The sequence below is a fragment of the Actinoplanes sp. NPDC051343 genome, assembly GCF_044455125.1.
Classification (GTDB): domain Bacteria; phylum Actinomycetota; class Actinomycetes; order Mycobacteriales; family Micromonosporaceae; genus Actinoplanes.
Map to the genome: position 1 here is coordinate 62,396 of NZ_JBITEL010000004.1, position 23,346 is coordinate 85,741.

Annotated in this window: 19 protein-coding genes; 12 read left to right on the forward strand and 7 right to left on the reverse strand. The window is 70.8% G+C overall.

The window, feature by feature from the left end:
* Positions 1-1,170: a PQQ-dependent sugar dehydrogenase gene (locus ACIA5C_RS14380; RefSeq protein WP_396054477.1), complete on the reverse strand. Its 1,170-nt coding sequence runs from the start codon at positions 1,168-1,170 to the stop codon at positions 1-3.
* Positions 1,171-1,233: 63 nt separating this feature from the next.
* On the opposite strand from ACIA5C_RS14380, the gene ACIA5C_RS14385 reads away from it, so the two are divergent.
* Positions 1,234-2,154 (forward strand): 2-hydroxyacid dehydrogenase, encoded by a 921-nt coding sequence (locus ACIA5C_RS14385; protein ID WP_396054479.1) that lies wholly within the window; start codon positions 1,234-1,236, stop codon positions 2,152-2,154.
* On the opposite strand, the gene ACIA5C_RS14390 is transcribed toward ACIA5C_RS14385, so the two are convergent.
* Positions 2,126-2,530: a PH domain-containing protein gene (locus ACIA5C_RS14390; protein WP_396054481.1), complete on the reverse strand. Its 405-nt coding sequence runs from the start codon at positions 2,528-2,530 to the stop codon at positions 2,126-2,128. The two genes, ACIA5C_RS14385 and ACIA5C_RS14390, sit on opposite strands and share 29 nt — an antisense overlap.
* A gap of 190 nt (positions 2,531-2,720) precedes the next feature.
* Here ACIA5C_RS14390 and ACIA5C_RS14395 point away from each other — a divergent pair, with 190 nt between their 5' ends.
* Positions 2,721-5,336 carry a putative bifunctional diguanylate cyclase/phosphodiesterase gene (locus ACIA5C_RS14395; protein WP_396054483.1) on the forward strand — a complete coding sequence of 872 codons (2,616 nt, stop codon included), beginning with the start codon at positions 2,721-2,723 and terminating at the stop codon, positions 5,334-5,336.
* On the opposite strand, the gene ACIA5C_RS14400 is transcribed toward ACIA5C_RS14395, so the two are convergent.
* On the reverse strand, positions 5,333-6,346 hold the full coding sequence (locus tag ACIA5C_RS14400) for a LacI family DNA-binding transcriptional regulator (protein WP_396054485.1): 1,014 nt from the start codon (positions 6,344-6,346) through the stop codon (positions 5,333-5,335). The genes ACIA5C_RS14395 and ACIA5C_RS14400 overlap by 4 nt on opposite strands.
* A gap of 306 nt (positions 6,347-6,652) precedes the next feature.
* Between ACIA5C_RS14400 and ACIA5C_RS14405 the strand changes: the two genes are divergently transcribed.
* The 4 genes from ACIA5C_RS14405 to ACIA5C_RS14420 all read left to right on the forward strand — a co-directional run bounded on the left by ACIA5C_RS14405 (position 6,653) and on the right by ACIA5C_RS14420 (position 12,311).
* A complete protein-coding gene (locus ACIA5C_RS14405; RefSeq protein WP_396054487.1) occupies positions 6,653-7,927 on the forward strand; it encodes an extracellular solute-binding protein in 1,275 nt (424 codons plus the stop codon).
* Between the two features lie 63 nt (positions 7,928-7,990).
* Positions 7,991-8,971 carry a carbohydrate ABC transporter permease gene (locus ACIA5C_RS14410; protein ID WP_396054489.1) on the forward strand — a complete coding sequence of 327 codons (981 nt, stop codon included), beginning with the start codon at positions 7,991-7,993 and terminating at the stop codon, positions 8,969-8,971.
* Between the two features lie 32 nt (positions 8,972-9,003).
* On the forward strand, positions 9,004-9,855 hold the full coding sequence (locus ACIA5C_RS14415) for a carbohydrate ABC transporter permease (RefSeq protein WP_396055587.1): 852 nt from the start codon (positions 9,004-9,006) through the stop codon (positions 9,853-9,855).
* Positions 9,856-9,866: 11 nt separating this feature from the next.
* Positions 9,867-12,311 (forward strand): glycoside hydrolase family 2 protein, encoded by a 2,445-nt coding sequence (locus tag ACIA5C_RS14420; RefSeq protein WP_396054491.1) that lies wholly within the window; start codon positions 9,867-9,869, stop codon positions 12,309-12,311.
* A gap of 177 nt (positions 12,312-12,488) precedes the next feature.
* Here ACIA5C_RS14420 and ACIA5C_RS14425 read toward each other — a convergent pair whose 3' ends face one another.
* Entirely contained in the window at positions 12,489-12,998 is a 510-nt protein-coding gene (locus ACIA5C_RS14425) for a GNAT family N-acetyltransferase (RefSeq protein WP_396054493.1), read from the reverse strand.
* Positions 12,999-13,051: 53 nt separating this feature from the next.
* On the opposite strand from ACIA5C_RS14425, the gene ACIA5C_RS14430 reads away from it, so the two are divergent.
* Both ACIA5C_RS14430 and ACIA5C_RS14435 read left to right on the forward strand, forming a co-directional pair.
* Complete coding sequence (locus tag ACIA5C_RS14430) at positions 13,052-13,384, forward strand: PadR family transcriptional regulator (protein WP_396054495.1); 333 nt, start codon at positions 13,052-13,054, stop codon at positions 13,382-13,384.
* Positions 13,381-14,055 (forward strand): permease prefix domain 1-containing protein, encoded by a 675-nt coding sequence (locus ACIA5C_RS14435; protein ID WP_396054497.1) that lies wholly within the window; start codon positions 13,381-13,383, stop codon positions 14,053-14,055. The genes ACIA5C_RS14430 and ACIA5C_RS14435 overlap by 4 nt, the downstream gene beginning before the upstream one ends.
* A gap of 276 nt (positions 14,056-14,331) precedes the next feature.
* Here ACIA5C_RS14435 and ACIA5C_RS14440 read toward each other — a convergent pair whose 3' ends face one another.
* Positions 14,332-15,198 (reverse strand): SDR family oxidoreductase, encoded by an 867-nt coding sequence (locus ACIA5C_RS14440; RefSeq protein ID WP_396054499.1) that lies wholly within the window; start codon positions 15,196-15,198, stop codon positions 14,332-14,334.
* Between the two features lie 103 nt (positions 15,199-15,301).
* Between ACIA5C_RS14440 and ACIA5C_RS14445 the strand changes: the two genes are divergently transcribed.
* A complete protein-coding gene (locus tag ACIA5C_RS14445; RefSeq protein WP_396054501.1) occupies positions 15,302-16,105 on the forward strand; it encodes a helix-turn-helix domain-containing protein in 804 nt (267 codons plus the stop codon).
* Positions 16,106-16,244: 139 nt separating this feature from the next.
* Positions 16,245-17,990: an RICIN domain-containing protein gene (locus ACIA5C_RS14450; protein ID WP_396054503.1), complete on the forward strand. Its 1,746-nt coding sequence runs from the start codon at positions 16,245-16,247 to the stop codon at positions 17,988-17,990.
* An 86-nt stretch (positions 17,991-18,076) separates the two neighbouring features.
* On the opposite strand, the gene ACIA5C_RS14455 is transcribed toward ACIA5C_RS14450, so the two are convergent.
* Both ACIA5C_RS14455 and ACIA5C_RS14460 read right to left on the reverse strand, forming a co-directional pair.
* Positions 18,077-18,736 (reverse strand): response regulator, encoded by a 660-nt coding sequence (locus ACIA5C_RS14455; protein ID WP_396054505.1) that lies wholly within the window; start codon positions 18,734-18,736, stop codon positions 18,077-18,079.
* Positions 18,737-18,755: 19 nt separating this feature from the next.
* On the reverse strand, positions 18,756-20,024 hold the full coding sequence (locus ACIA5C_RS14460; RefSeq protein ID WP_396054507.1) for a sensor histidine kinase: 1,269 nt from the start codon (positions 20,022-20,024) through the stop codon (positions 18,756-18,758).
* A 156-nt stretch (positions 20,025-20,180) separates the two neighbouring features.
* On the opposite strand from ACIA5C_RS14460, the gene ACIA5C_RS14465 reads away from it, so the two are divergent.
* Together ACIA5C_RS14465 and ACIA5C_RS14470 are read left to right on the forward strand one after the other, a co-directional pair.
* Complete coding sequence (locus ACIA5C_RS14465) at positions 20,181-20,912, forward strand: ABC transporter ATP-binding protein (RefSeq protein ID WP_396054509.1); 732 nt, start codon at positions 20,181-20,183, stop codon at positions 20,910-20,912.
* Complete coding sequence (locus tag ACIA5C_RS14470; protein WP_396054511.1) at positions 20,906-23,344, forward strand: FtsX-like permease family protein; 2,439 nt, start codon at positions 20,906-20,908, stop codon at positions 23,342-23,344. The genes ACIA5C_RS14465 and ACIA5C_RS14470 overlap by 7 nt, the downstream gene beginning before the upstream one ends.
* Positions 23,345-23,346: the final 2 nt, after the last annotated feature.

Genomic DNA, 23,346 nt, shown 5'->3' on the forward strand with positions numbered 1-23,346 from the left:
TCAGCTCCGGCCGGCGCCGCCGTCGGAGAAGACCAGCCGGATCAGGCGGTCGTCGTCCGCGGTCGGGCTGGCGCCCTCCTCCTGGTTGGAGGTGCTCGCCCAGATCGATCCGTCGGGCGCGGCGGCCAGGGCCCGCAGGCGGCCGTACTGGCCGACGAGCAGCGGTTGCGGGTTGCCGAGCACCGTGCCGTTGGCGGTCACGCCGGCCAGCCAGATGCGCTTGCCGGTGAGGCAGGCGGTCGCGATGTTCTGTTCCAGCGTCGCGATCCCGGCGCACGTGGAGTCGGCGGAGGCCCAGCTGAGCAGCGGGTTGGTCAGCTTGGCGTCGCTGCCCGGCCCGTCGGCCTTGGGCCAGCCGTAGTTCCTGCCCTTGTCGACGACGTTGATCTCGCCGTTCCTGGGCTGGCCGCTGTCGGTCGCGTACATCTTTTTGTTCTTGTCCCACGCCACGCCCAGCACGTCGTGGAAGCCGGACGCCCAGACCAGGGAGGCCTTGACCGGGTTGCCCGGCGCGGGTTTGCCGGCCGTGGTCATCCGCAGGATCTTGCCGCCGAGGTTTTTCGCGTTGGGCGCCTGGGTGCCGGTCGGGGTGCCGTCGCCGGTGCCCACGTACAGGTATCCGTCGGGGCCGAAGGCGAGCCCGCCGCCGTCGGCGCCGGCCGAGTGCGGGATGCCGGTGAGTATCGGCTGCAGCTTGCCCTTGAGCGTGGTCTTGGCGACGCGGTTGTCCTTGGCCGTCGAGTAGTACACGAAGATCGTGTTGTCGGTCTTGTATTTGGGGGAGACCGCGATGCCGAGCAGGCCGCCCTCGCCGGACGGCTGCGCCTCGTTGAGCCGGCGCACCTCGGCGACCGTCAGGCCGTCGGCGTCGGAGTCGGGGCCGACCCGCAGAATGCGGGCGGTGTCACGCTCTGTGACCAGCGCCGACCCGTCGGGCAGGAAGGCGATGCCGGACGGGATCGCCAGGTGTTTGGCCAGCACGGTGACCACGACCTCTTGATCGCCGTCGCCGGCGTCGGGGCCCTGGGACGGCGCGGAGGGCGGCGGGAGGTTGGGCGGCTCGCCCTCCTCGTCCGGACCGGGCGGCCCGAAGGCACACGCCGTGGTCAGCGCCAGCACGGCACCGAGGGCCACCGCCACGGCCCGGAACCGGCGGTTACGCACACTCACACGCCCTCCTTGGGAGTCGACGCCCCCAGGGTAGCGACGTTTGCTGAGCGCTAGGTTGATGCCGTGCTGGTGTGGATCTCTCACTCTGAAGGTCGTGAGCTGCTGGGCCCGCTCCCGGAGGGGATCACGGTCGAGGTGGCGCCGGACGGCCGCGCGCTGCCCGGTGACCCGTCCGGCGTCGAGTTCTGGGTGCCGCCGTTCGACCCGGCGGCCCGCCGGCCGGAGTTGCTGTCCCGGATGACCGGTCTGCGGGTGATCCAGCTGCTCTCGGCCGGTGCCGACGGCTGGATCGGCGTGGTGCCGCCCGGGGTGGCGCTCTGCGACGCCCGAGGCGTGCATGACGCGCCGGTCGCCGAGTGGGTGCTGGGCGCCACGATCGGCTCGCTGCGCCGGTTTCCGCAGTTCGCGCGAGCTCGGGAGTGGGCGAGCGCCCGCTACGTGCCCACGCCGGAATTGACCGGGGCCCGGGTCCTGCTGGTCGGGGCGGGCTCGATCGGCGCCGCGATCGAGCGCCGGATGGCGCCGTTCGACGTCAAAATCACCAAGGTTGCGCGCACGGCGCGCCCGGCCGAGGGCGTACGCGACGTGACCGCGCTCCCCGACCTGCTGCCGCACGCCGACGTGGTCGTTCTGCTGGTGCCGCTCACCGCCGGCACCCGCGGCCTGGTCGACGCCGCCTTCCTGGCCGCCATGCCCGACGGTGCGCTGCTGGTCAACGCCGCCCGCGGTCCGGTCGTCGACACCGGCGCGCTGGTCGCCGAGCTGTCGTCGGGCCGACTGAGCGCCGCCCTCGACGTCACCGACCCGGAGCCGCTGCCCCCGGACCATCCGCTCTGGGATCTGCCCAATGTCTTTCTGACCCCGCACACCGGCGGGGCGGTCGACGGCTTCCCGGCCCGGGCGTACGCCGCGGCGGGCGATCAGCTGCGGCGCTTTGCGGCCGGCGAGCCGCTGATCAATCTTGTGGGTCCGGAGGGGTACTGACCTCTTCCTCCGGCGCGGGGGACTTGCCGGCCACGGCCAGCACCCGGGGCAGGTTGTCGCGGGTCACCCCGGTCAGCCTGATCGCGTTGCCGTTGTCGAGCAGTGCCGAGATGCGTCCCCGCTCGTCCGGCGCGAGTTCGACGATGCTCGACCACGGCACCCGGGTGCTCCCGACCAGCGCTTTGACCCGCAGGTCGTCCTCCCGGACGTCGGTGCCGGCCCGCCAGGCCCAGACGATCACCGCAGCCGGCACGACCAGCACCCAGGCCAGCGGACGGGACGCGCCGGCCAGCGGGACCGTGCCCACGAACGCGATCACGCCGGCGACCAGCAGCGCGCCGGTCTTGCGGACGCGAAGGAGGGGCTTTCGACTCACCGGGCCATCCTCCCATCCACCCGGCAGCCACCCAGACGGGGTACTCCCGGTGTCCGGGAATTGACCAGCGCCTGTCCATACCCGACGATCCGACCATGCGCCGGCCATCCGGTCGCCGTAACCTGTTCGAGGGATGCTCGTTGACCTGGTGCAGAGCCCCCTCGAACCCCCCGCTCAGAGGATCTCCGTCGTGGCCGTGCCACCCCCCGAGCACAGACGGCTTCCCGGCCGGGTGACCTCGCTTGCCGTGCCGGCGGTCGCGGTCGCGGTGCTGGTGGCCGGCGCGACCGGCGTCACGCCCGGGACGGCCGCCCTGGCCATCGCGGTCGGCGGCACCGGTCTGTGGGCCTGCCTGCACCTGCTGCGGGCGGCGCGGGCGATCCACCGCGCCCACGAGTCATATGTGGCCTGTCGCGGCGCCGGTTTCGTCGGGCTGGGCGCGTTGGCCGCCGGCGTGACCGCAATCGTCCCGCTCTTGGGGTCGCACGGCGCGGCGCTCGGGGCGACCCTCGGTTTCGGGGCCGTGACCTTGCTCTATGCCCAGGGCACGCTGCTGCTGCCGGGCATCGCGACCCGGTGGGGTGTGCTGCTGCGCCGCGCCTTCGACGGCATCGGGCTCGGCGTGAGCCTGGCCTTCGCGGGCTATCTGATCCCGCCGGTCAGGTCGGTCGACCCGGCCACTCTGCCGATCACCATGCTGGCCGCCACCGGCATCGCGATCGTCACGGTGACCGTGCTGCGTGGCCGCCCGCACCGCTGGCCGACCATCAGTTGCGGCCTCGGGGCGATCGCCGTGCTGATCGGGGTCGGGGCCCTGACGACGCTGGAGATCCTCGGGCGCGGTGGCATCGCCGTACCCCTGCTCGGTCTGCCGATCGTGATCGGCCTCGCCGCCACCGCCGACGGTGGCGGTCGTCGCGACCTCGTCCCGCCGCCGCTGCAACCGCGGCACCCCGACCAATATCTGGCCAGTTATCCGTTGCTGGCGCTGCCGGCCGCGGTCGGTGTCGTGGCCGCGCTCTGGCACCTCTTCACCGTCTGGTCGTTCGACACCACCGCGATCATCTTCGGCATCTCGATGGTGGCCGTCCTGGTGATGCGGGAGCTGCTGGTGGTGCGCGACATCCGGCGGTACGCGGGTCAGCTGCGGGTGGCCGAGGCGCACTTCCGGTCGCTGGTCGCCGGCGCCACCGACCTGACGCTGGTGCTCGACGAGGAACAGCGGGTGCAGTGGCAGTCGCCCGCCGCGGCCCGGCTGTTCGGCCTCGACGACGACGAGGTGGTCGGCCGGCCGTTCCGCGACCTGATCCACCCGGACGACGTGGCCGACGCCCAGCTGGTGATCGACTCGGTGGTCTCCGGCGACCATGAGGACGGGCCGCCCGCGCTGGTCAACGCCCGTCTGCGGGACGGCGCCGAGTTGTGGCGCGACACCGAGTCGACGATCTCCGACCAGCGCGCGGTGCCCGAGGTCGCCGCCCTGGTGGTGCACGTGCGCGACGTCGGCGAGCGCAAGCACCTCGAGCAGACCCTGCACCGGATGGCGTGGACCGACCAGCTCACCGGGCTGGCCAACCGGCGGCAGTTGATGCGCGACCTGCTCGACCACCGCCGCCGGGCCGGCCAGCCGGGCAGTCTGCTGGTGATCGACCTGCACGGCCTGGCCGAGATCAACGACGCGCAGGGGCGGGAGACCGGCGACGCCGTGCTGACCGAGGTCGGCCGGCGCATCCGGGCGCTGCTCGCCCCGGGCGATGTGCCGGCCCGGCTGGGCGGCGACGAGTTCGCGGTGCTCACCTCGGACGGGGCTGTACTGGCGTACGCGCTGGCCACCCGCATCACGACCGCGCTCGCCGAGCCGTACTCGCTGCCCCGTTCGATCGTCGACCTGCACACCAGCGTCGGCCTGGCCGAGCTGGCCGGCGGCGAAGACTCCAACGAGGTGCTGCGGCACGCCGATTTGGCCCGGCGCCGCGCCCGCCAGCTCGGCCGGGACCGCGTCGAGTGGTACGACCCCGACGTCGAGGTGCAGCTCAACCGTCGGATGGATCTCGAGAAGCAGCTGCTCGGTGCGGCCGACCGGGGCGAGCTCGACCTGGTCTTCCAGCCGATGGTCGACCTGCGCGACCAGCAGCCGGTCGGGGTGGAGGCGCTGCTGCGCTGGCGGCACCCGCAGCTCGGCACGATCCTGCCGGCCGAGCTGTTGCCGATCGCCCGCGCGGTGGGCATCGCGCCCGAGATCGACGAGTGGGTGCTCGACGCCGCCTGCCGGCATCTGACCGCCTGGCAGACCGGTGACACCGCGTTCTGGCTGTCGATCAACGTTTCGCCGCGCGAGTTGCTCACGGCCCGGTTCCCCAACCGGGTCGAGAGCACCTTGAAGCGTTACGGTCTGGCGCCCGAGCGATTGGTCGTCGAGGTGGCCGAGGACTGGGTGGCCGAGGACGTGCCGGCCATCGTGGCTTCGCTGGCCGGCCTGCGGAAGCTGGGCGTACGCGCGGCGCTGGACGACTTCGGGGCCGGGCAGGCCTCGCTGTCCCACCTTCGGCGGCTGCCGGTCGACATGCTCAAGCTGGACGCGACGCTTGTCAATTCGCCCGCCGAGAGCGGACCGGCGGTCATCGATGTCGTCGTGAGCCTGGGCCGCCGGCTGGGCCTGGAGATCGTCGGCAAGGGGCTCGAGACCGCCGAGCACATCGAGCGGGCGACCCGGGCCGGCTGCCTCTACGGCCAGGGTTTCGCGCTCGGTCGCCCGGCCCCGGCCGAGCGGATCGAGGCCTACCTGGAGAGCCACCGCTCGAGTTAGCGCGGCGGCGCGGTGCTCCCTCGCGGGGTCAGGTGGGCGGTGCCGGCCTCGACGCTGCCGAGGTGCGTGCCGTCGATCGCGGCCAGCAACTGGCGCACGGCGTGCGCGCCGTATTCGGCGATGTCGCGGGTGAGCGCGGTCAGCGGCGGGTGCACGAGGCTGCACAGCGGGGAGTCGTCCCAGGCCACGATCGACAGATCACCGGGCACGGACAGGCCCATCTCCTGGGCCACGGCGAGGCCGGCGACGGCCATCACGTCGTTGTCGTAGATGATCGCGGTGGGCCGGTCCGCCTCGATGAGCAGCCGCCGGGTGGCCCGGCCGCCTTCCTCGCCGGTGTAGTCGGACGGCACGGTGACCGCCTCGACCAGTCCAAGTGCCTTGGTGACCTGCTCGAACGCGTGGGTGCGGGCCTGCGTGTGGAGCAGGCCGGGCAGGCCGCCGACCCGGGCGACGCGGCGATGGCCGAGGGCGACCAGGTAGCGCACCGCCTCGGTGATCGCGCCGGCGTCGTCGGACCAGAGCTGCGGGATGTCGCCGGTCTCGCCGGGGCCACCGATGATCACCGCAGGCAGCTGGAGTTGCTGCAGGACCGGGATGCGGATGTCGTCCTCGCGGAGGTCGGTCACGATCACGCCGTCGATGCGGCGCTCGCCCCACCAGCGGCGGTAGACCTCGATCTCCTGTTCCTCGGAGCCGACCACCTGCAGGGTCAGGCCGTAGGACCGGGCGGACAGCTCGGATTCGAAGCCGCTGATCAGGCCCATGAACCAGGGCTCGATGCCGAGGATGCGGGCCGGGCGGTTGAGGGTGAGGCCGACGGCGCGGGCCCGGGCGCCGGAGAGCGCGCGGGCGGCACTGTTGGGGTTGAAGCCGATCTCCTGGGCGATCGCCACGATGCGTTGACGTGTCGCCTCGGAGACACCGGGCTGTCCGTTGAGCGCATAGGACACCGCGCCCTTGGACACTCCCGCCCGCCGCGCGATGTCGGCGATCGTAGGCCGCTTCACTCGGTCTCCTCTTGTCCCTGCCGAGCCCTTCCGGCGCACGCCCGAGCTTACCGACGCATGCCGCCATGGAGCGCCCGGCCTCGGTCCCGGTAGAGCGCTCTCACGGTTTTACGCGGTTTCGGAAACGGCTGTCACGGTTAACGCTTGATCGGTTAAGTGTTGCCGATCACTGCCCTGTTGTAAATCCGATGTCCGATTTGTTCTGCTTACCCACGGGCTTAACGCGCTATTGACACTCATTGAGTCACGTCTTAGCGTCACTGAAACTTACCCGGTTCAGTAAACTTTCTCCGCTGTGGAGGCGTGATGGAACGGCTTGGCAAACGAGGTCTGCGGCTGGCCGCCGCAGGGCTCGTCGCAACTTTGGCGATTACCGGTTGTAGCGGGCAGAAGCTCGAGGGTGGCGGCGACAAGAGCGGCACCGTGACGCTCAAGGTCGCGTTCTGGGGCGACATGGGCCTCGACAAGCTCAAGGCCGAGTACGAGGCGGCCCACCCGAACGTCAAGATCGTGCTGAACGCGGGCGACTACAACGTCCAGCACGAGAACCTGCAGAAGAAGCTGGTCGCCGGCAACGGCGCCCCGGACATCTCGGCCGTCGACGAGGGCTTCATCGTCCAGTTCCGTAGTCAGGCCGACAAGTTCGTCAACTTCATGGACAAGGGTGGCGCCGACTTCCAGAGCAAGTACCTGTCCTGGAAATGGCAGGAGTCGATGTCGCCGGACGGCAAGCAGATCGGCCTCGGCACCGACGTCGGCGGCCTGGCCATGTGCTACCGCAACGACCTGTTCAAGAAGGCCGGCCTGCCGACCGACCGCGACGCCGTCTCGAAGCTCTGGCCGACCTGGGACGACTTCATCAACGTCGGCAAGAACTACACCGACAAGACCGGCAAGAAGTTCGTCGACTCGGCGACCAACCTGATGAACCCGATCCTGTCCCAGCAGCCGCAGGGCTACTTCGACTCGAGTGACCAGCTGCAGATGAACGGCGGCCCGAAGCTCGCCTTCGACTACAGCATGAAGGCCGTCAAGGCCGGCATCTCGGCCAACCTCGCCAGCATGCAGCCGAACTGGGACCAGGGCTTCAAGAAGGACCAGTTCGCGGTCATCGCCTGCCCGGCCTGGATGCTCGGCCACCTGCAGGACACCGCGCCCGAGCAGAAGGGCAAGTGGGACATCGCCGCGATCCCCGGCGGCGGCGGTAACTGGGGCGGTTCCTGGTGGACCATCCCGGCCCAGGGCAAGAACATCGACGCCGCGGCCGACTTCGTGAAGTGGATGGTCCAGCCGGAGCAGCAGATCGAGGTCTTCAAGACCGTCGGCAACCTTCCGTCGCAGCCCGCCCTCTACAAGGACCCGGCGGTGCTCGACTACAAGAAGGAGTACATGAACAACGCCCCGACCGGCCAGATCTACGCCGCCACCGCGGAGAACCTCAAGCCGCAGTACCTCGGCAAGAAGAACGGTCCGGTCCGGGTTGCGGTCGAGAACGTGATCACGCGCGTACAGCAGGGTGGGCTGAAGCCCGACGCCGCCTGGCCGGAGGCCGTCAAGCAGGCCGAAAAGGCCGCCAAGTAGGGATCAGCACCAATTCGTGAGGCGGGGCGGCGCATGCCGCCCCGCCCTTACCTAGGAGTGGCCGTGTCCCTCACCCAGCTCCGGCCGTCGCCGCAGCACGCGGCGTCGCCGCGGAAACCGGGCCGGGCCAAGCTTTGGCTCCACCGGTTCGACACCAAGACCATCCCGTACGTCTTCATCGCGCCGTTCTTCGTGCTGTTCGCGATCTTCGGGCTGTTCCCGATCGTCTTCAACGCGGTCGTCTCGCTGCGCGACTGGCGGCTCGACGAACCGGACAAGGCCGGGTGGTCCGGCTTCGCCAACTTCACCCAGCTGTTCACCGACTCCGACTTCTGGAACGCGCTCTTCAACACGTTCGGCATCTTCATCCTGTCGAGCGTCCCCCAGCTGCTCCTCGCGCTGATCATCGCGAACCTGCTCAACCGCAAGCTGCGCGGCAGCTCGTTCTGGCGGATCGGCATCCTGCTGCCCTACCTCACCCCGGTGGTCGCCTCGACGCTGGTCTTCTCGGTCTTCTTCGCCCGCGACAACGGCATGGCCAACTGGTTCCTGTCGCTGGTCGGCTTCGGTCACGACCACCCGCTCGACTGGCGGGCCGAGAAGTGGAGCAGCTGGATCGCCATCGCCACGATGGTCAACTGGAAGTGGATCGGCTACAACGCGCTGCTCTACCTGTCGGCCATGCAGTCGATCCCGAAGGACGTCTACGAGGCGGCCGCGGTCGACGGCGCGGGCCCGTGGCGCCAGCTCTGGCGGATCACCGTCCCGATGATCCAGCCGGTCGTGGTGTTCACCGTGATCCTGTCGACCATCGGCGGGCTGCAGCTGTTCAACGAGCCGATGATGTTCGACGAGAATCCGGCCGCCGCCTCGGGTGGCTCGGCCGGCCAGTTCCAGACCATCGCCCAGCTGATCTACAAGGTCGGCTGGAAGGACCTCAACCTCGGGTACGCGGCCGCGATGTCCTGGGCGCTCTTCATCATCATCCTGATCGTGGCCGGCATCAACGCCCTGCTCACCAAGCGCATCGGAGGAGACCGGTGACGACTAGGCCCTTCCTCGGCAGCCCGAACTACATCAAGAGGGCCAACCGGGCACCGCAGGACACCCGCGGCAACTGGAAGACGTACCTTCTGCTCTCGGTCGTGCTGGTGCTCTCGGCATTCCCGGTCTACTGGATGTTCGTGATCGCGACCAGCACCGACGCCGCGGTCTCGCAGATCCCGCCCTCGGTGATCCCGGGGAGTCAGCTGCTCCACAACCTGCACGAAGTGTTGTCGATGTCGGAGGTGTACTTCACCGCCTCCCTGATCAACAGCTTCCTCGTGTCGCTGGTCATCACCGTGTCGACGCTGTTCTTCTGCTCGCTGGCCGGATTCGCGTTCGCCAAGCTGCGGTTCCCGGCCCGCAACGCGTTGATGTTCGTGGTGATCCTGACCCTGACCGTGCCCAACCAGCTGGGCGTGGTCGCGCTGTACATCCTGATGGGCAAGCTGGGCTGGAACGGCACCCTGCTCGCGGTCATCGCGCCCGGCCTGGTCAGCGCGTTCGGCGTCTTCTACATGCGACAGTTCATCGCGCACGCGGTGCCCGACGAACTGGTCGAGTCGGCCCGCATCGACGGGGCGATGACCCTGCGGATCTACTGGAACATCGTGCTCCCGGCGATCCGCCCGGCGCTGGCCGTGCTCGGCCTGCTGACCTTCGTGATGGCCTGGAACGACTTCCAGTGGCCGCTGATCACGCTCGGCGGCACCGAGTTCCCGACCTCGATGGTGGCCCTCTCCAACCTGGCCACCGGCAACTATGTGATCTATCGCCGGGTCCTGGCCGGTGCCTTCATGGCTACCGTTCCCCTGATCGTGCTGCTGTTGATCGGCGGGCGGCAGATCGTCCGGGGGATCATGGAAGGTGCCGTCAAGTCCTGATGAGGAGAGCCGTGACCTCGTATCGACCCCTGCACGAAGGCTGGACGATCTCCGGAGCCGACGTGTCCGACCTCCCGGCCCCGGTGCCCGGCTGCGTGCACACCGCACTGCTCGCCGCCGGGCGCATCGAGGACCCCTACCTCGACGCCAACGAGACCGGGCTGACCTGGATCGGCCGCACCGACTGGGACTACCGGACGTCGTTCGACTTCGATCCGTCGGCGCCGCGGGTGGACCTCGTCTGCGCCGGTCTCGACACGGTCGCGTCGATCGAGCTCAACGGTTCGCCGATCGGGCAGACCGCCAACCAGCACCGGTCCTATCGTTTCGACGTCGGACCGGTGCTGCGCCCCGGAACCAACGACCTCAAAATCAAGTTCAAGAGCGCTTACGCGTACGCCTTGGAAGCGCAAGCGAAGCTCGGCGCCCGGCCCGACGCCTACGGTGAACCGTTCAACTTCATCCGGAAGCAGGCGTGCAACTTCGGCTGGGACTGGGGACCGACCCTGGTCACCGCCGGGGTCTGGCAGCCGATCGGGCTGCACAGCTGGTCGGTGGCCCGGCTCGCCGAGGTGCGGCCGCAGGTCACGGTGACCGACGCGGTCGGGCGCGTCGAGGTGCGGGTGCGGCTCGAGCGCGAGTCGTCCTCTCCCGTGACCGTTTCGGCGTCTCTCGGCGGGCGGAAAGCATCGGCCATGGTGGACGGCATCGAGGCACTGTTGATCCTGACCGTCGAGGATCCTTCGCTCTGGTGGCCGCGCGGCTACGGTTCGCAGCCGCTGTATGACCTCGAAGTCTCTTTGACATCGGAAGATGGTGACGAACTCGACTCCTGGAGTCGCCGTGTCGGCTTCCGGTCGGTGCGCATCGATACCACCCACGACGCGTTCACGGTGATCGTGAACGACGTGCCGGTCTTCGCGCGCGGTGTCAACTGGATCCCCGACGACGTATTCGCCGACCGGATCACGCGCGATCGGCTCGCGGAGCGCTTCCAGCAGGCTTCCGATGCGAATGTCAACTTCCTGCGGGTGTGGGGCGGCGGCCGCTACGAGTCCGAGGACTTCTATTCGCTGGCCGACGAGATGGGCTTCCTCGTGCAGCAGGATTTCCTGTTCGCCTGCGCCGCCTATCCCGAGGAGGAGCCCTACGCGTCGGAGATCGAGGCCGAGGCGCGGGAAAACGTGGTGCGCCTCAGCTCCCACCCGAGCCTCGTGCTCTGGACCGGCAACAACGAAAACCTCTGGGGCCACGAGGACTGGAACTGGAAGCCCGCGCTCGGCGGCCTGACCTGGGGCGCCGGCTACTACTACGACCTGCTGCCGCGGGTCGTCGCCGAGCTCGACCCGACCCGCTTCTACTGGCCCGGCAGCCCGTATTCGGGAAACCCGTCCCGCCATCCGAACGATCCGGCCTACGGCACGACCCACATCTGGGACGTCTGGAACACCGACGACTACTCCAAATACGGCGCGTACCGCCCGCGGTTCGTCGCCGAGTTCGGCTTCCAGGGCCCACCCACGTTCGCCACCCTGCGCCGTGCGATCTCGGACGACCCGCTGGCGCCCGACTCGCCCGGCATGGCGCATCACCAGAAGGCCGGTGGCGGCGATGCCAAGCTCAGCCGCGGCCTGGTCAACCACCTGCCGCCGCCGCGCGACTTCGACGACTGGCACTACCTGACCCAGCTCAACCAGGCGCGAGCGGTGTCGTTCGGCATCACCCACTTCCGTTCGCTGCGGCCGCTGTGCATGGGCTCGGTCGTCTGGCAGCTCAACGACTGCTGGCCGGTCACCTCGTGGGCCGCGGTCGACGGCGACGGGCGCAAGAAGCCGCTGTGGTTCGCCATGCGCGACGCCTATGCCGACCGACTGCTCACGCTGCGTCCCCGATCGGGTGAGCCGTTGACTCCGGGCGGTCCACTCTTCGACGTCGCATCGGGTGAGCCCTTTGTGGATCCGGCCGATCCGGCGCTGATCGTGGTCAACGACTCCCGGCAGCCGTGGGTGTCGTCGGCCGTCATCACCCGCCGCAACCTGACCGGCGACGTCCTGGCCCGCTTCGAGTCCGACTTCGACGTCGCGCCAGGTAGTTCCATCACCTTGCCGCTGCCGTCATCGGCAGCGGAGCCGACCGAATTCCTCCTGGTGGAGTCCGGCGATCAGCGCGCATGGTGGTTCTTCGCCCCGGACAAGGACATCCCTTGGCCGGCCGCCGACTTCACCACCCACATCTCGACCCGCGGCGAGCTCACCACGCTCACCGTCACCGCCCGCACGATCCTCCGGTCACTCACGGTCTTCCCGGACCGGTTGTCGGCGTCCGCCGAAGCGGACCGCGCCGACGTCACCCTCCTCCCGGGCGAGGCGGCCGTCTTCACCATCCGCTCGACCGAGCCTCTCGACGAGAAGCAGTTGGTGACGCGACCGGTGCTGCGCTGCGTCAACGACCTTTAGACGTACGCCTAGGCAAGTCCCACAACCGCAACCGGCCACCACCCCGCCTCCGGCGGCTGCCGCCCGCGATCCCCGCGGGCGGCAGCGGCCGTCAGGCGACTTTCGCCCGCGATCCCCGCGGGGAGCAGCGGCCGTCAGGCGACTCTCGCCCGCGATCCCCGCGGGCGGCAGCGGCCGTCAGGCGACTCTCGCGGTGGCGAAGATCCAATCGGGACCGTCCTCGCCCATCGCATCCAGCTCCGGGCGGCGCCGCAGACCGGCCCGCTCGGCAACCTTGGCCGAGGCCACGTTGTCCGGCCGCACCCGCGCGATCACCATCTCGGCGGGCCAGGCCTCCGCCGCCCACCGCACCACGGCCGTCGCCGCCTCGGTAGCGATCCCGCCGCCCCAGGCCGCCGGATCGAGCCGATAGAACAGATTCAGAACCGGCTTGCCGTGCAGTTGCATCCGCTTGATCCCGCAGAACCCGACGAGTTCTTCTCCTCTGACGACGGTGAAGTAGCCGAAGCCGTACCGCTCCCAATGCGTGATCCAGTTCCGCAGCCGCTCCGCCGCCTCGTCCCGCGTCGAGATCGCGTCGCCCGGATTGTGCGCACACGCCGACGGATCCGAGTGGATCCGCCACACCGCGTCGACGTCCGCCTCGACCGGCTGCCGCAGCACCAACCGTGAAGTCCGCAGCATCATCCCGCCATTCTCCGCATTGACGCATAGGCACGGTATGCCTAGCCTTTCTAGGTATGGATGTCCGGGGTCACCTCGATCTGCTCCTGCTCTCTGTGCTGGCCGACGCCGGCCCCGTCCACGGCTACGCGGTGATAACCGCGCTCCGCGACCGCTCCGATGGCGTCTTCGACCTCCCCGAAGGCACGGTCTATCCGGCCCTGCAACGCCTCGAACGGGCCGGCCTGGTGATCAGCGGCTGGGACGAATCCACCGGCCGCCGGCGCCGCGTCTACCGCCTGACCGACGACGGGCGCCGAGCCCGGGCCGAAAAGAAGCAGGAGTGGCGCGGCTTCGTCGGCGGCATGCAGGCGGTCATCGGCCCGCTGACCGCGGAGGGACTCGCATGACCACCGTCGACCGATACCTGGACGAGTTGTTCGAGCGCCTGGCCGGCACCGGACCGGACGGCCGCCGCCTGCTGGTCGAAGCCGAACAGCACCTGGCCGACGCGGTCGCCGAAGGCCGCGACCGGGGCCTCGACACCGAAGCGGCCGAACGCGAGGCCGTCCAGCGCTTCGGCGCCGCAACCGACATCGTCCGCCGGCTGCCAGCCGCCACCGGCACACTGCGCCTCTCGATGCGCCGGCTCGCGACCGGCACGTGGGCCCTCGCCGGCGCGGGCCTCACGTGGTACGGGCTGAGCGGCGTCCTGGCCTGGCTGCTCGCCGGCCCGTGGACCCGGCTCCTGATCGCGACCGACTCGTTCGGCACCCACCCGATGTGCCAACGCCCGTGGATCCCGAGCGGCGTCGACTGCTTCACGTTCCAGCGCGCCGACGTCCAGACCGTTCCCTGGGGCGGCGACGACTTCCCCTACCTGTCGGTCGGGTTCGTCGGCCTGCTCCTGGTCCTGTCACTGCTGACCCTGCGCCGCACGACCGATCTCGGCGGCCCCGCCTGGCCCCACCGGCGACCACGATCGGGCTGGCGTCGGCCGTACCGTTCGGGGTGGTCGGTCTGTTGCTGCTGTTCTACGGCGGCATCGGCCTCGCCGACGGCACCCAGGAGTACGGGCTGAGCTACGTCATCACCGGGGCATCAGCACTCACGATCAGCGTGCTCGCCGTCCGGCGCCTACGCCGTCCGCCGCGAGCACCAGCCGACCCGGGCGTGCCGGTAGAGGCCCACTGAGCACCGCCGCCGGTGCTCGTCCCCCAGCCCGGCCGCCGCGCTCCGCCGGCCTCGGTCGCTTCCGGTGCCCCCGGCCTTCCGGTCGCCCCGGCCTTCCGGCGGCCTCCGTCACGTCGGCCGGGTGCGCCGGCCGGTCGGGGCGGTCGAGGCCGCTTGGCGGGGTTCAGTCATTCAGGTCGGCCGGGCTGCCGGTGACCGCGTCGGTCAGCGGGGCGTCGGTGGTGGCCGCCGCCTCGCGCTGGGACCGCACGTCGGCCAGCCGGGCGGTCAGCGCGCCCTCCATCGCCTGCGCCGCGTCGCTGCCCAGGACCAGTCGCAGCGGCGCCGGCTCCTGCTCGACACTCGCGATCATCGCCGTGGCCATCAGCGCCGGGTCGCCGATGCCCTGCGTCGTCTGCTCGGTCAGGATGCGGCGGACGCCGGCCGCCGGCGTGCCGTCGTATTCGGGGATCCGCGCGGCGAGGACGGAACTTCCGTACCGGAAATTGGTTCTTGCCCCGCCGGGCTCGACGATTGTCACCCCGATGCCGAACGGCGCCACCTCCCCCGCCAGCGCCTCCGCGAACCCCTCCACGCCCCACTTGGTGGCGTGGTAGAGCGACCCGCCCGGCCACGCCGCCTGGCCGCCGACCGACGACAGCTGGAGGATCCGGCCGCCACCCTGCGCGCGCAGGTGGGGCAGGGCGGCCCGGATCAGCCGGATCGATCCGGTCAGGTTGGTCGCGATCTGGTGCTCGACCTGCCCGTCCGACATCTCCTCGGCCGCGCCCATCAGCCCGTACCCGGCGTTGCTCACCACGACGTCGATCCGCCCCAGGTCGGCGAAGGCCTGATCGACCACCGCGGTGATCTCGGCCGGGTCGGTGACGTCCAAGTGATATGCCCGGAATCCCGGACCGGACAGGTCGTCGACGCTTCCGGCCGTCCGAAAGGTGCCGGCGACGCGGTCTCCGCGGGACAGCAGTTGCGAAGCGAGGTGCCGGCCGAAGCCGCTGTTGGCGCCCGTGATCAACCAGGTTCGTGTAGTCATGCTCAGCAGCGTGCGCGGAATCCGGCATATCAACCATTCCCCTGTTGAGAGGGGTGCCGCCAGGGCTACCCTCCCGGGCCGCCCCGCGGCCTATCGTCGAAGCGTGAACCTGATCGGCGAGTACCTGCGGGCGCGGCGCGAGCTGATCCGCCCCGAGGACGTCGGGCTGCCCGCCAACGGCCACCGGCGGGTGCCCGGTCTCCGGCGGGACGAACTGGCGATGCTCGCCGGGATCAGCACCGAGTACTACACGCGGCTCGAACAGGGCCGCGACCGGCGACCCTCGCCGCAGGTGCTCGACGCGGTCGCCCGCGCGCTCGGCCTCGACGACGACGCCACCGCGCACCTGCACGCGCTCGGCACCCCGGAGGCGCCCCGACGTCGGCGCGCCGAGCGGGTCCGGCCGGGCGTGCAACAACTTCTCGACGCATGGACCGGCACCCCGGCGTACGTCCAAAGCCCGCTGCAAGATGTGCTGGCAGCGAATCGCCTGGCAATGCTGTTGTCGCCGGTCTTCCGGCCGGGCGGCAACATTCTGCGTTCGGTGCTGCTCGACCCGGAGGTGCAGAAGCTCCTGCCCGACTGGCCGCAGCGCGTCGGCAGCCTGATCGCGGCACTGCGCGCGATGGTCGGCCCGGACGTCGACGACCCGCGGCTGACCGACCTGGTCGGCGAGTTGTCGGTGAAGAGCGACGTCTTCCGGCGGCTCTGGCCGCGCCACGACGCCCGCCCGCACCCGGGCGGCGGCAAACACCACATGCGACACCCGATCGCCGGTGATCTCGAGTTGTTCTACGAGAAATTCGCGGTCACCGGGTCGGACGGGCAGCTGCTCGTGGTCTACCGAGCCGCGCCCGGATCGCCCACGGAAGACGCGTTGGCCCTGCTCGGATCGCTGCCGCTCTGAAATTCGCCGCGGCGGCCGACCGAGTTCATCCGAGGTTGTCCATGCGTTTCCCGAAGCGGACCGGACCGACCGGCATCGACAAATAACATCGGCGGCCTCGGCTTTCCGAAGCCATCCGATCCTTCGGGGGAATCGCCACATGGCATCACGCAGGCGTGCCTTCACGCTGTCCGTCCTATCCGCATGCGCCCTGGTCACGACCGCCCTCCCGGCGTCCGAGGCACTGGCCGCCACGACCGCCGCGGCCGGCACCACGATCCAGGTCGACCAGAGCGGCAAGTGCCTGAACGTCGCCGGCGGCAGCACCGCCAACGGCGCGAAGGTCGTGCAGTACTCGTGTTCGGCCGCCGGCACCAACGACCGGTGGCAGCTCGTCCCGGCCGGTGACTACCTCTATCAGGTCAAGGGCATCCAGTCGGGCAAATGCCTGACGGTGTCCGGCGCCTCGACTGCCAACAGCGCCGGCCTGGTCACCTACACCTGCAACACCGGGTGGAACGAGCTCTGGTACGTCGACGAGATCTTCGGCCGTCCGACCGTGCGGCTCGTCTCGTCGGGCACCGGCAAGTGCATCAACGTGCCGGGTGGCTCGACCGCCAACAACGTCCAGCTGGTGCAGTACACCTGCACGACCGGCCAGACCGGGCCGAACGAGCGGTTCTACTTCCCGCCGACGACCTCGCCCAACCCGGTGAGCCGCCCGCTGAGCAGCGAGCGCCCGATCTCGGTGGCCCAGAGCCCGGTTCCCTCCGGTTCCGACCAGGCGCCGCTGCACTTCAGCTGGCTCGACGGCGACCACAACCTCAACATGCTGACCGACACCGCGTTCGATCCGGCGACCGGCAGCCACGCCGCGAACTGGGTCGGCATTCAAGGCCCTTACACCGGCCCGACCTCGACCGCCATCCTGCAGGACGGCCGGGCGCAGGTCGTGGCCGACGACGCCGCGACCGGCGACGCGTACCTGACCGACGAGGACGCGGTCGGCGCCGGCACCCACACCTACATCGACGACATCGGTGGCACCACCGCCGGTTCCCTGAGCGTCGGCCTGAGCAACCCGATCACCGGGACGCTCGGCGTGTTCTCGGTCATCAACGGCTCTCTGTGGGTCGCGCCGGAGCAGGTCAACGACGTTCAGGCCGCGGTCGGCGCCTGGCGCAACCTCGGCGGCTCGGGCCTGCTCGGCACCGCGGTGACCGCGCCGACCGGAACCGGCACCAACGTGTTCGCGGTCAACTCGGCCGGTCAGGTGCAGACGGCCACGTACACCGACAACAAGACCCTGTCCGACTGGGTCAACCTGGGTGGCACCGGCCTGGCCGGTACGCCGGCCGTCGCGGTGCTGCCCGGCTACCGGGACTTCGTCTTCTCGAACAGCGTGGGCGGGACGATCGTCTACAAGGAACAGAACGTCGACGGCTCCTGGCCCGGCGACTGGAAGTCGATCGACGGTGTCGCGGCCCTGGGCAGTCCGACCGCGATCATGCAGCCCTTCGGCGGCACGGCCACCGTGGCGATCCGCGGCCGGGACGGTGCGCTCTACTATGCGGCCGAGACCGGGCCGGCCACCGGCACGATCGGTGCCTGGCAGACCATCTCCGGCCCGAGCACGACGGGCAGCGACCCGACCCTGTTCGGCTACCAGTCGCCCTCCGGCTACAGCTTCGGGGTGGCCTTCATGGTCGCGGGAGCGGCGTCGGCCGATCCGCCGAGCTACTACGCCTTCCAGCCCAACACCATCTATCCGATTGCTGCCCCGGCCGGTTCCGCCTCGGCCAAGTCGGCGGCCAAGGCCCCGGCGAAGAAGCCGAGCCTGCACCACCTGACCGGCAGCAAGAAGAAGGTCAAGGCCCCGACCGCCAAGCCCTTCGCCGCCCGCTAGTTTCCGCTTGAGAGATGGCCCGCCGGTTTGTCCGGCGGGCCATCCGCGTACGGCCCGTTCCCCACGCCCCATGTGCATTGGGCCGGTCAGTTTCTCGGCGCCGGCGTGATCAGCCCGGTCTCGTAGGCGACGATGACCAGTTGAGCCCGGTCGCGCACGTCCAGCTTGGTCAGTAACCGCCCGACATGCGTCTTCACGGTGGCCGTGCTGAGCGTCAGATGCGCGGCGATCTCGGCGTTGGACAGCCCGCGTGCGATGAGAACCAGCACCTCCCGCTCCCGCCCGGTGATCGCCTCGAGTCCGGCCCGAGGCACCGGAACCGGGCCGGGCGACCGCGTGAAAGCGGTGATCAGCCGCCGGGTGACCCGAGGCGACAGCAGCGCGTCACCCGCCGCCACCACGCGGATGGCATCGAGCAGTTCGGCGGGCGGGATGTCCTTGAGCACGAAGCCGCTGGCCCCCGCTCGCAGCGCCGCGTAGACATATTCGTCCAGGTCGAACGTCGTCAGCATCAACACCCGGGTGTCCGTGGTGGCACATATCCGCTCGGTGGCCTCGATGCCGTTCATGACCGGCATCCGGATATCCATCAGCACCACATCGGGCCGATGTTCGACCACGGCACTGACCGCCGCGGCCCCGTCGGCCGCCTCGGCAACCGCGGTCAGGTCATCGGCAAGGTCGATCAGCAGCCGAAAACTCCCGCGCAGCAGAGCCTGATCGTCAGCAATCACCACCCGGATCACAGGCGTTCCCCCGCATGCCTCACGAGTCGGCACTCCGGTAGGGCAGTGTGGCCGTCACGACGAACCCTTTGCCGCCCCCTTTGTCGTCACGGGGCCCGGCCGAGAATTCGCCGCCCCATGCCGCCACCCGCTCCCGCATCCCGATGAGCCCGTGCCCACCACCGGCCGTAGCTGTCGCATCCGGCCGTACGCCGTCGTTTGCCACCCGGATGTGAACCTCGGCCGACGTCACTGTCACCCGTGCCGTGCAGGCGACCGGCCCGGCATGTCTGACCACATTGGTCAGTGCCTCCTGCACGATGCGATAGGCCGACAGCCCCACCGCCTCCGGCACTCGCGGAACCGCCTCGCCGCCGCCGTTCGTAAGGCGCGCGACCGCCTCCGGCGACGCCGGATCGCCGGTGATCGTGAGTCGCGCGACCGCCTCCGGCGACGCCGGATCGCCGGTGATCGTGAGTCGCACGGAGACGCCGGCGGCGGCCGCCCGGTCGGCCAGCGCCGGTAGGTCGGCGAGCCCGGGCGCCGGTGCATAGGAACCGTCCTCCTCGCGCAGCACCTCCACCACCTGACGCAACTGGCCGAGTGCACTGCGGCTGGCCGCCTCGATGTCGCGAAGCGCCGCCCGCACCTCCTGCGGCCGGACGTCGAAGACGTGGTCGGCCACCCCGGCCCGCACCGCGATGAGGCTCATGCTGTGGGCGACGATGTCGTGCAACTCGCGCGCGATGCGTAACCGTTCGTCGCTCACGGCGCGCTGGGTGCGCTGCTCGGCCACCTGCGCCGCATGCTGACGCCGCTCGCGCCGGATCCGGCCGAGCAGCCAGGCGCCGGCCACGATCGTGCAGGCGAACGCGGTGCCGGCCGGCGAGCCCTGGTCACCCGGCGAGAGGGTCACCGCCACGGCGAGCACCACCAGCGTCACGGCCAGCGCCGGCATCGATCGGGTGGCCGCCTCGGAGCCGACAAGGTAAAGCTCGCAGGCGAGCACGGCCACCACCGAGCCCGAGGCGTAGTCGGTGATCACCCCGCTCGCCAGGGCGAGCGCCGAGACGACGAGCGACAAGGCCAGCGCCGGGACGGGCAGGAGACGTCGCACGGCGACGGGCACACCGATCAGTACGGCGGTGAGCAGCGTGATCCCCACCGGCTCGTGCCAGCCGCCGGCCGCCGGTGTCTCGATCGCCGACAGCCCGCAAGCCACCGACAGCGCGGCGGCCAGCAGCGCATCGAGCACGTACAGGTCGCGGAGGCGCAGACCACGTGCGAGCAGGCCGGAGGTGAGAGTCACGCCCCGACGTTAGCCGCCGGGATGCCGCGGCGCGTCGGCCCGCGGGCGTCATCCTCGAGGATGACGGCGGCGCCGGACGTTAGTCCCCAGGGGGAACAGCGATTGTCGCCTCCGGGCCGATGCGCCGCGGATGCGCCGCGCGAGAACGTGTTCGGCATGACCACATCTGTCGCGCTGCACGAGGTGCGCGCCACGTACGGCATCGGCGAACGGCGGGTGACCGCCCTCGCCGGCGTGAGCGCCGAGTTCGATGCCGGCACGTTCACCGCGGTGATGGGCCCCTCCGGCTCCGGCAAGTCAACTCTTCTGCACTGTGCGGCGGCTCTGGAGCGCCCGTCCGGCGGCACCGTGACCGTCGACGGCACCGATCTGGGCCCGCTCGACGAGACCGCCCGCACGCACCTGCGCCGCGACCGGATCGGCGTGATCTTCCAGGACTACAACCTGCTGTCGTCCTTGACCGCCGCCCAGAACGTGGCCCTCCCGCTGCGCCTCGCCGGTCGTAAGCCGAAACCGGAGGAGGTTGCCCAGGCGCTGGAAGCGGTCGGACTGGCCGGTCGCTCCGCCCATCGACCGAGCGAGCTGTCCGGCGGCGAGCGGCAGCGGGTGGCCATCGCGCGCACGATCATCGCCCGGCCTGCTGTGGTCCTGGCCGACGAGCCGACCGGCGCCCTCGACAGCAACACGTCCCGGCACGTGCTCGAGCTGCTCCGAGGGCTGGTCGACACCCACGGGCGCACGGTCGTGCTCGTCACTCATGACCCGGTCGCCGCCGGTTACGCCGATCGGGTTCTGCTTCTGGCCGACGGCCGCCTGGTCGACGAGCTGTCCGATGTGGACGCCGGGCACATCGCGGCCCGGATGGCCGCGCTGGAGGCGACATGTTGAGCGGGCGTGCCCGCACGCTGGCCGGCGCATTCGTCGCCGCCGTGCTCGGAGTGGCCGCGGTCTGCATGAGCACGCTGCTCTACGCGTCGAGCCGTCCCGGAGTTCCGCAGACCTACCGTGACGCGCCGATCGTGGTGCAGAGCCCCACCGCGTCCGGCGATTTCGTCGAGCCCGTCCCATGGCCGGACACCACCGCCACGACCTTGGCCGCGCGCCTGGCCGGGCTCGCCGGGGTCACCGCCGCCGTGCCGGTGCACCAGTTCTACGCCCAGCCGGTGCGCGACGGTCACCCGGTTCCCGGCGCCACGCTCGGATTCGGCTGGGCGGCCGCGACGCTCGGCGGTTTCCGGCTGACCGAAGGGGCACCGCCAAGCGCCGACCGCGACATAGCTGTCGGCTCCGGTCTGGGCGCCGCAACCGGTGCTCACCTCACCGTGCTCACCGCCTCCGGCCCGGCCGACTATCTGATCACCGGCGTCGTCGCCCACGGCGGCTACCGGCTCTGGCTGAGCGATCATTCGGCCCGGACGCTCGCTCCGGGGGTACGGGCCATCGGGCTCCGGCTCACGCCCGGAGCCGACGTGGTTGCGGTCGCCGACGCGGCGCGCGCTTTCGTCCGTACGCGCGGAGAAGTCCTGGCCGACGCCGAACGAACCACCCTGGAGGCCCCGGCCGACGCGCGCACCCGCTGGATCGGTCTGCAGGTCCTGGTCGCGGTCGCCGCCCTGTCCGGCTTCGTCACCGCCTTCATCGTGGCCGGCACCTACGCGTTCTCGGTCGCCCAGCGGCGACGCGAATTCGCCCTGCTGCGCACGCTCGGCGCGACGCCTCGACGACTGCGCCGTGCCCTCTACCTCGAAGCCCTCACGGTCGGGGCGATCGCCTCGGTCACCGGCACCGTGCTCGGCACGGTCGTCGCGCCGGCGCTGGCCGGGCCGCTGGTGAGGGCCGGCGCCGAACCCGTCGGTTACACCGTCCGCCCACACTGGTGGCCGATCGCCGCTTCCCTGGCGATCGGACCCTTGCTGGCGACCGCGGGCGCGGCGACGGCCTCCTGGCGCGCCTCGCGGGTGCCGCCTCTGGACGCGCTGCGCGAGGCGTCCGTCGAGGAGCGCCCGATGGGCCGCGTCCGGTGGATCGCCGGACTGCTGTTCGCCACCGTCGGACTCGGGCTGGTCGTGCTGATGGCCACCGCCGGCAGCGTCCAGTCGCTGGGCAACCTGATGCTGCTCGCCGCGATGGCCCTGATCACCGCGGCGGCCCTGCTCGCCCCGGCCGTGGTGCCGCCCCTGGCCCGCATGCTCGGTGCGGTCCTGGCACGCGGTTCCGGCGCGATCGGCCTGCTCGTACGCGAGGGTGCCGCCACCGCACCCCGGCGCACCGCCTCGGTGGCCGCGCCGGTGCTGCTCACCCTGGCCTTCTCGGTGCTGGTGTCGGGCCTGTTCGCGACCACGACGGCGTCCTACGCGGCCCGGCGCGCAGCCGCGGTCGAAGCCGGCTCGGTGCTCGCCCCCGACGGCACACCCGGCCTTTCGGACGCGGCGGTGGCCCCGCTCCAGGGCACCGGAAGCGCGGTGCTGCTCCCGTCGGTCGCCTACACCGACGACCGCCAGGCGCTGCAGTTGATGGGCGCCGACCCGGCCGCGCTGGCGGCGGCCGACAACCGGGCCCGCGCCCTGATCGCGCTGCACAGCCCGGACACGGCCGCCGTCAGCCAGGCCGCGGCAACCCGCCTCACCTTGGCCGAGGGCAGCACCCTCCGGCTGACCTTCGCGGACGGCACGACGACGCCGCTGCGCATCGCCCTGGTGCTGCCCGACAACGTGGTCCCCGCCGACCTTCTGGTCGACCGCGCGACCCTGCGCTCCCACGACCCCGGTGCCCTGACCTCGGCCGTGCTGTTGCCCGACCCGCACCGGCCCGACTCCGCTTTCGGAGCGCCGACTTCGCCGGTGCCGCCGCTCGGCCCCGTGCGGTTCGAGCCCGGTCCCGGTGCCCGCGTGATCAGCGTCGCGACGTGGGCCGGCGAACAGGATGCGCAGGAGAACCGGGTGGCGTGGGTTCTCGTGGTGCTGCTGATGGGAGTCTCGGCCGGGTACGGCGCTCTCGCCCTCGTCAACACCCTGCTCATGGCGGCCGGCGCCCGAGCGGCCGACTTCCGCCTGCTGCGGCGGGCCGGGGCCACCCCGCGCCAGGTCGGCCAGGCCGCCGCCGGCGAAGCCGTCCTCGTGGTCGCGGTCGGCGCTCTGCTCGCGGGTGCGATCGCGGTTCCGGCGCTGCTCGGCATCCGGGCCGGCTTGAGCGAGCAGATGGGTGCTCACGTCCCCCTCGTGGTCCCGTGGGCGACGATAGCCGCGATCCTCGGCGTCACGCTGATCCTGGCCGTGGGCGCGGCCGCTCTGCCTGCCCGCCGCTCGCTACGGTCCACATAGGA

Coding starts and splice junctions, on each gene's coding strand:
- ACIA5C_RS14405 (WP_396054487.1), top strand. CDS start 6,653: ATGGAACGGCTTGGCAAACGAGGTCTGCGGCTGGCCGCCGCAGGGCTC.
- ACIA5C_RS14425 (WP_396054493.1), bottom strand. CDS start 12,998: ATGATGCTGCGGACTTCACGGTTGGTGCTGCGGCAGCCGGTCGAGGCG.
- ACIA5C_RS14430 (WP_396054495.1), top strand. CDS start 13,052: ATGGATGTCCGGGGTCACCTCGATCTGCTCCTGCTCTCTGTGCTGGCC.
- ACIA5C_RS14435 (WP_396054497.1), top strand. CDS start 13,381: ATGACCACCGTCGACCGATACCTGGACGAGTTGTTCGAGCGCCTGGCC.
- ACIA5C_RS14440 (WP_396054499.1), bottom strand. CDS start 15,198: ATGACTACACGAACCTGGTTGATCACGGGCGCCAACAGCGGCTTCGGC.
- ACIA5C_RS14450 (WP_396054503.1), top strand. CDS start 16,245: ATGGCATCACGCAGGCGTGCCTTCACGCTGTCCGTCCTATCCGCATGC.
- ACIA5C_RS14465 (WP_396054509.1), top strand. CDS start 20,181: ATGACCACATCTGTCGCGCTGCACGAGGTGCGCGCCACGTACGGCATC.
- ACIA5C_RS14470 (WP_396054511.1), top strand. CDS start 20,906: ATGTTGAGCGGGCGTGCCCGCACGCTGGCCGGCGCATTCGTCGCCGCC.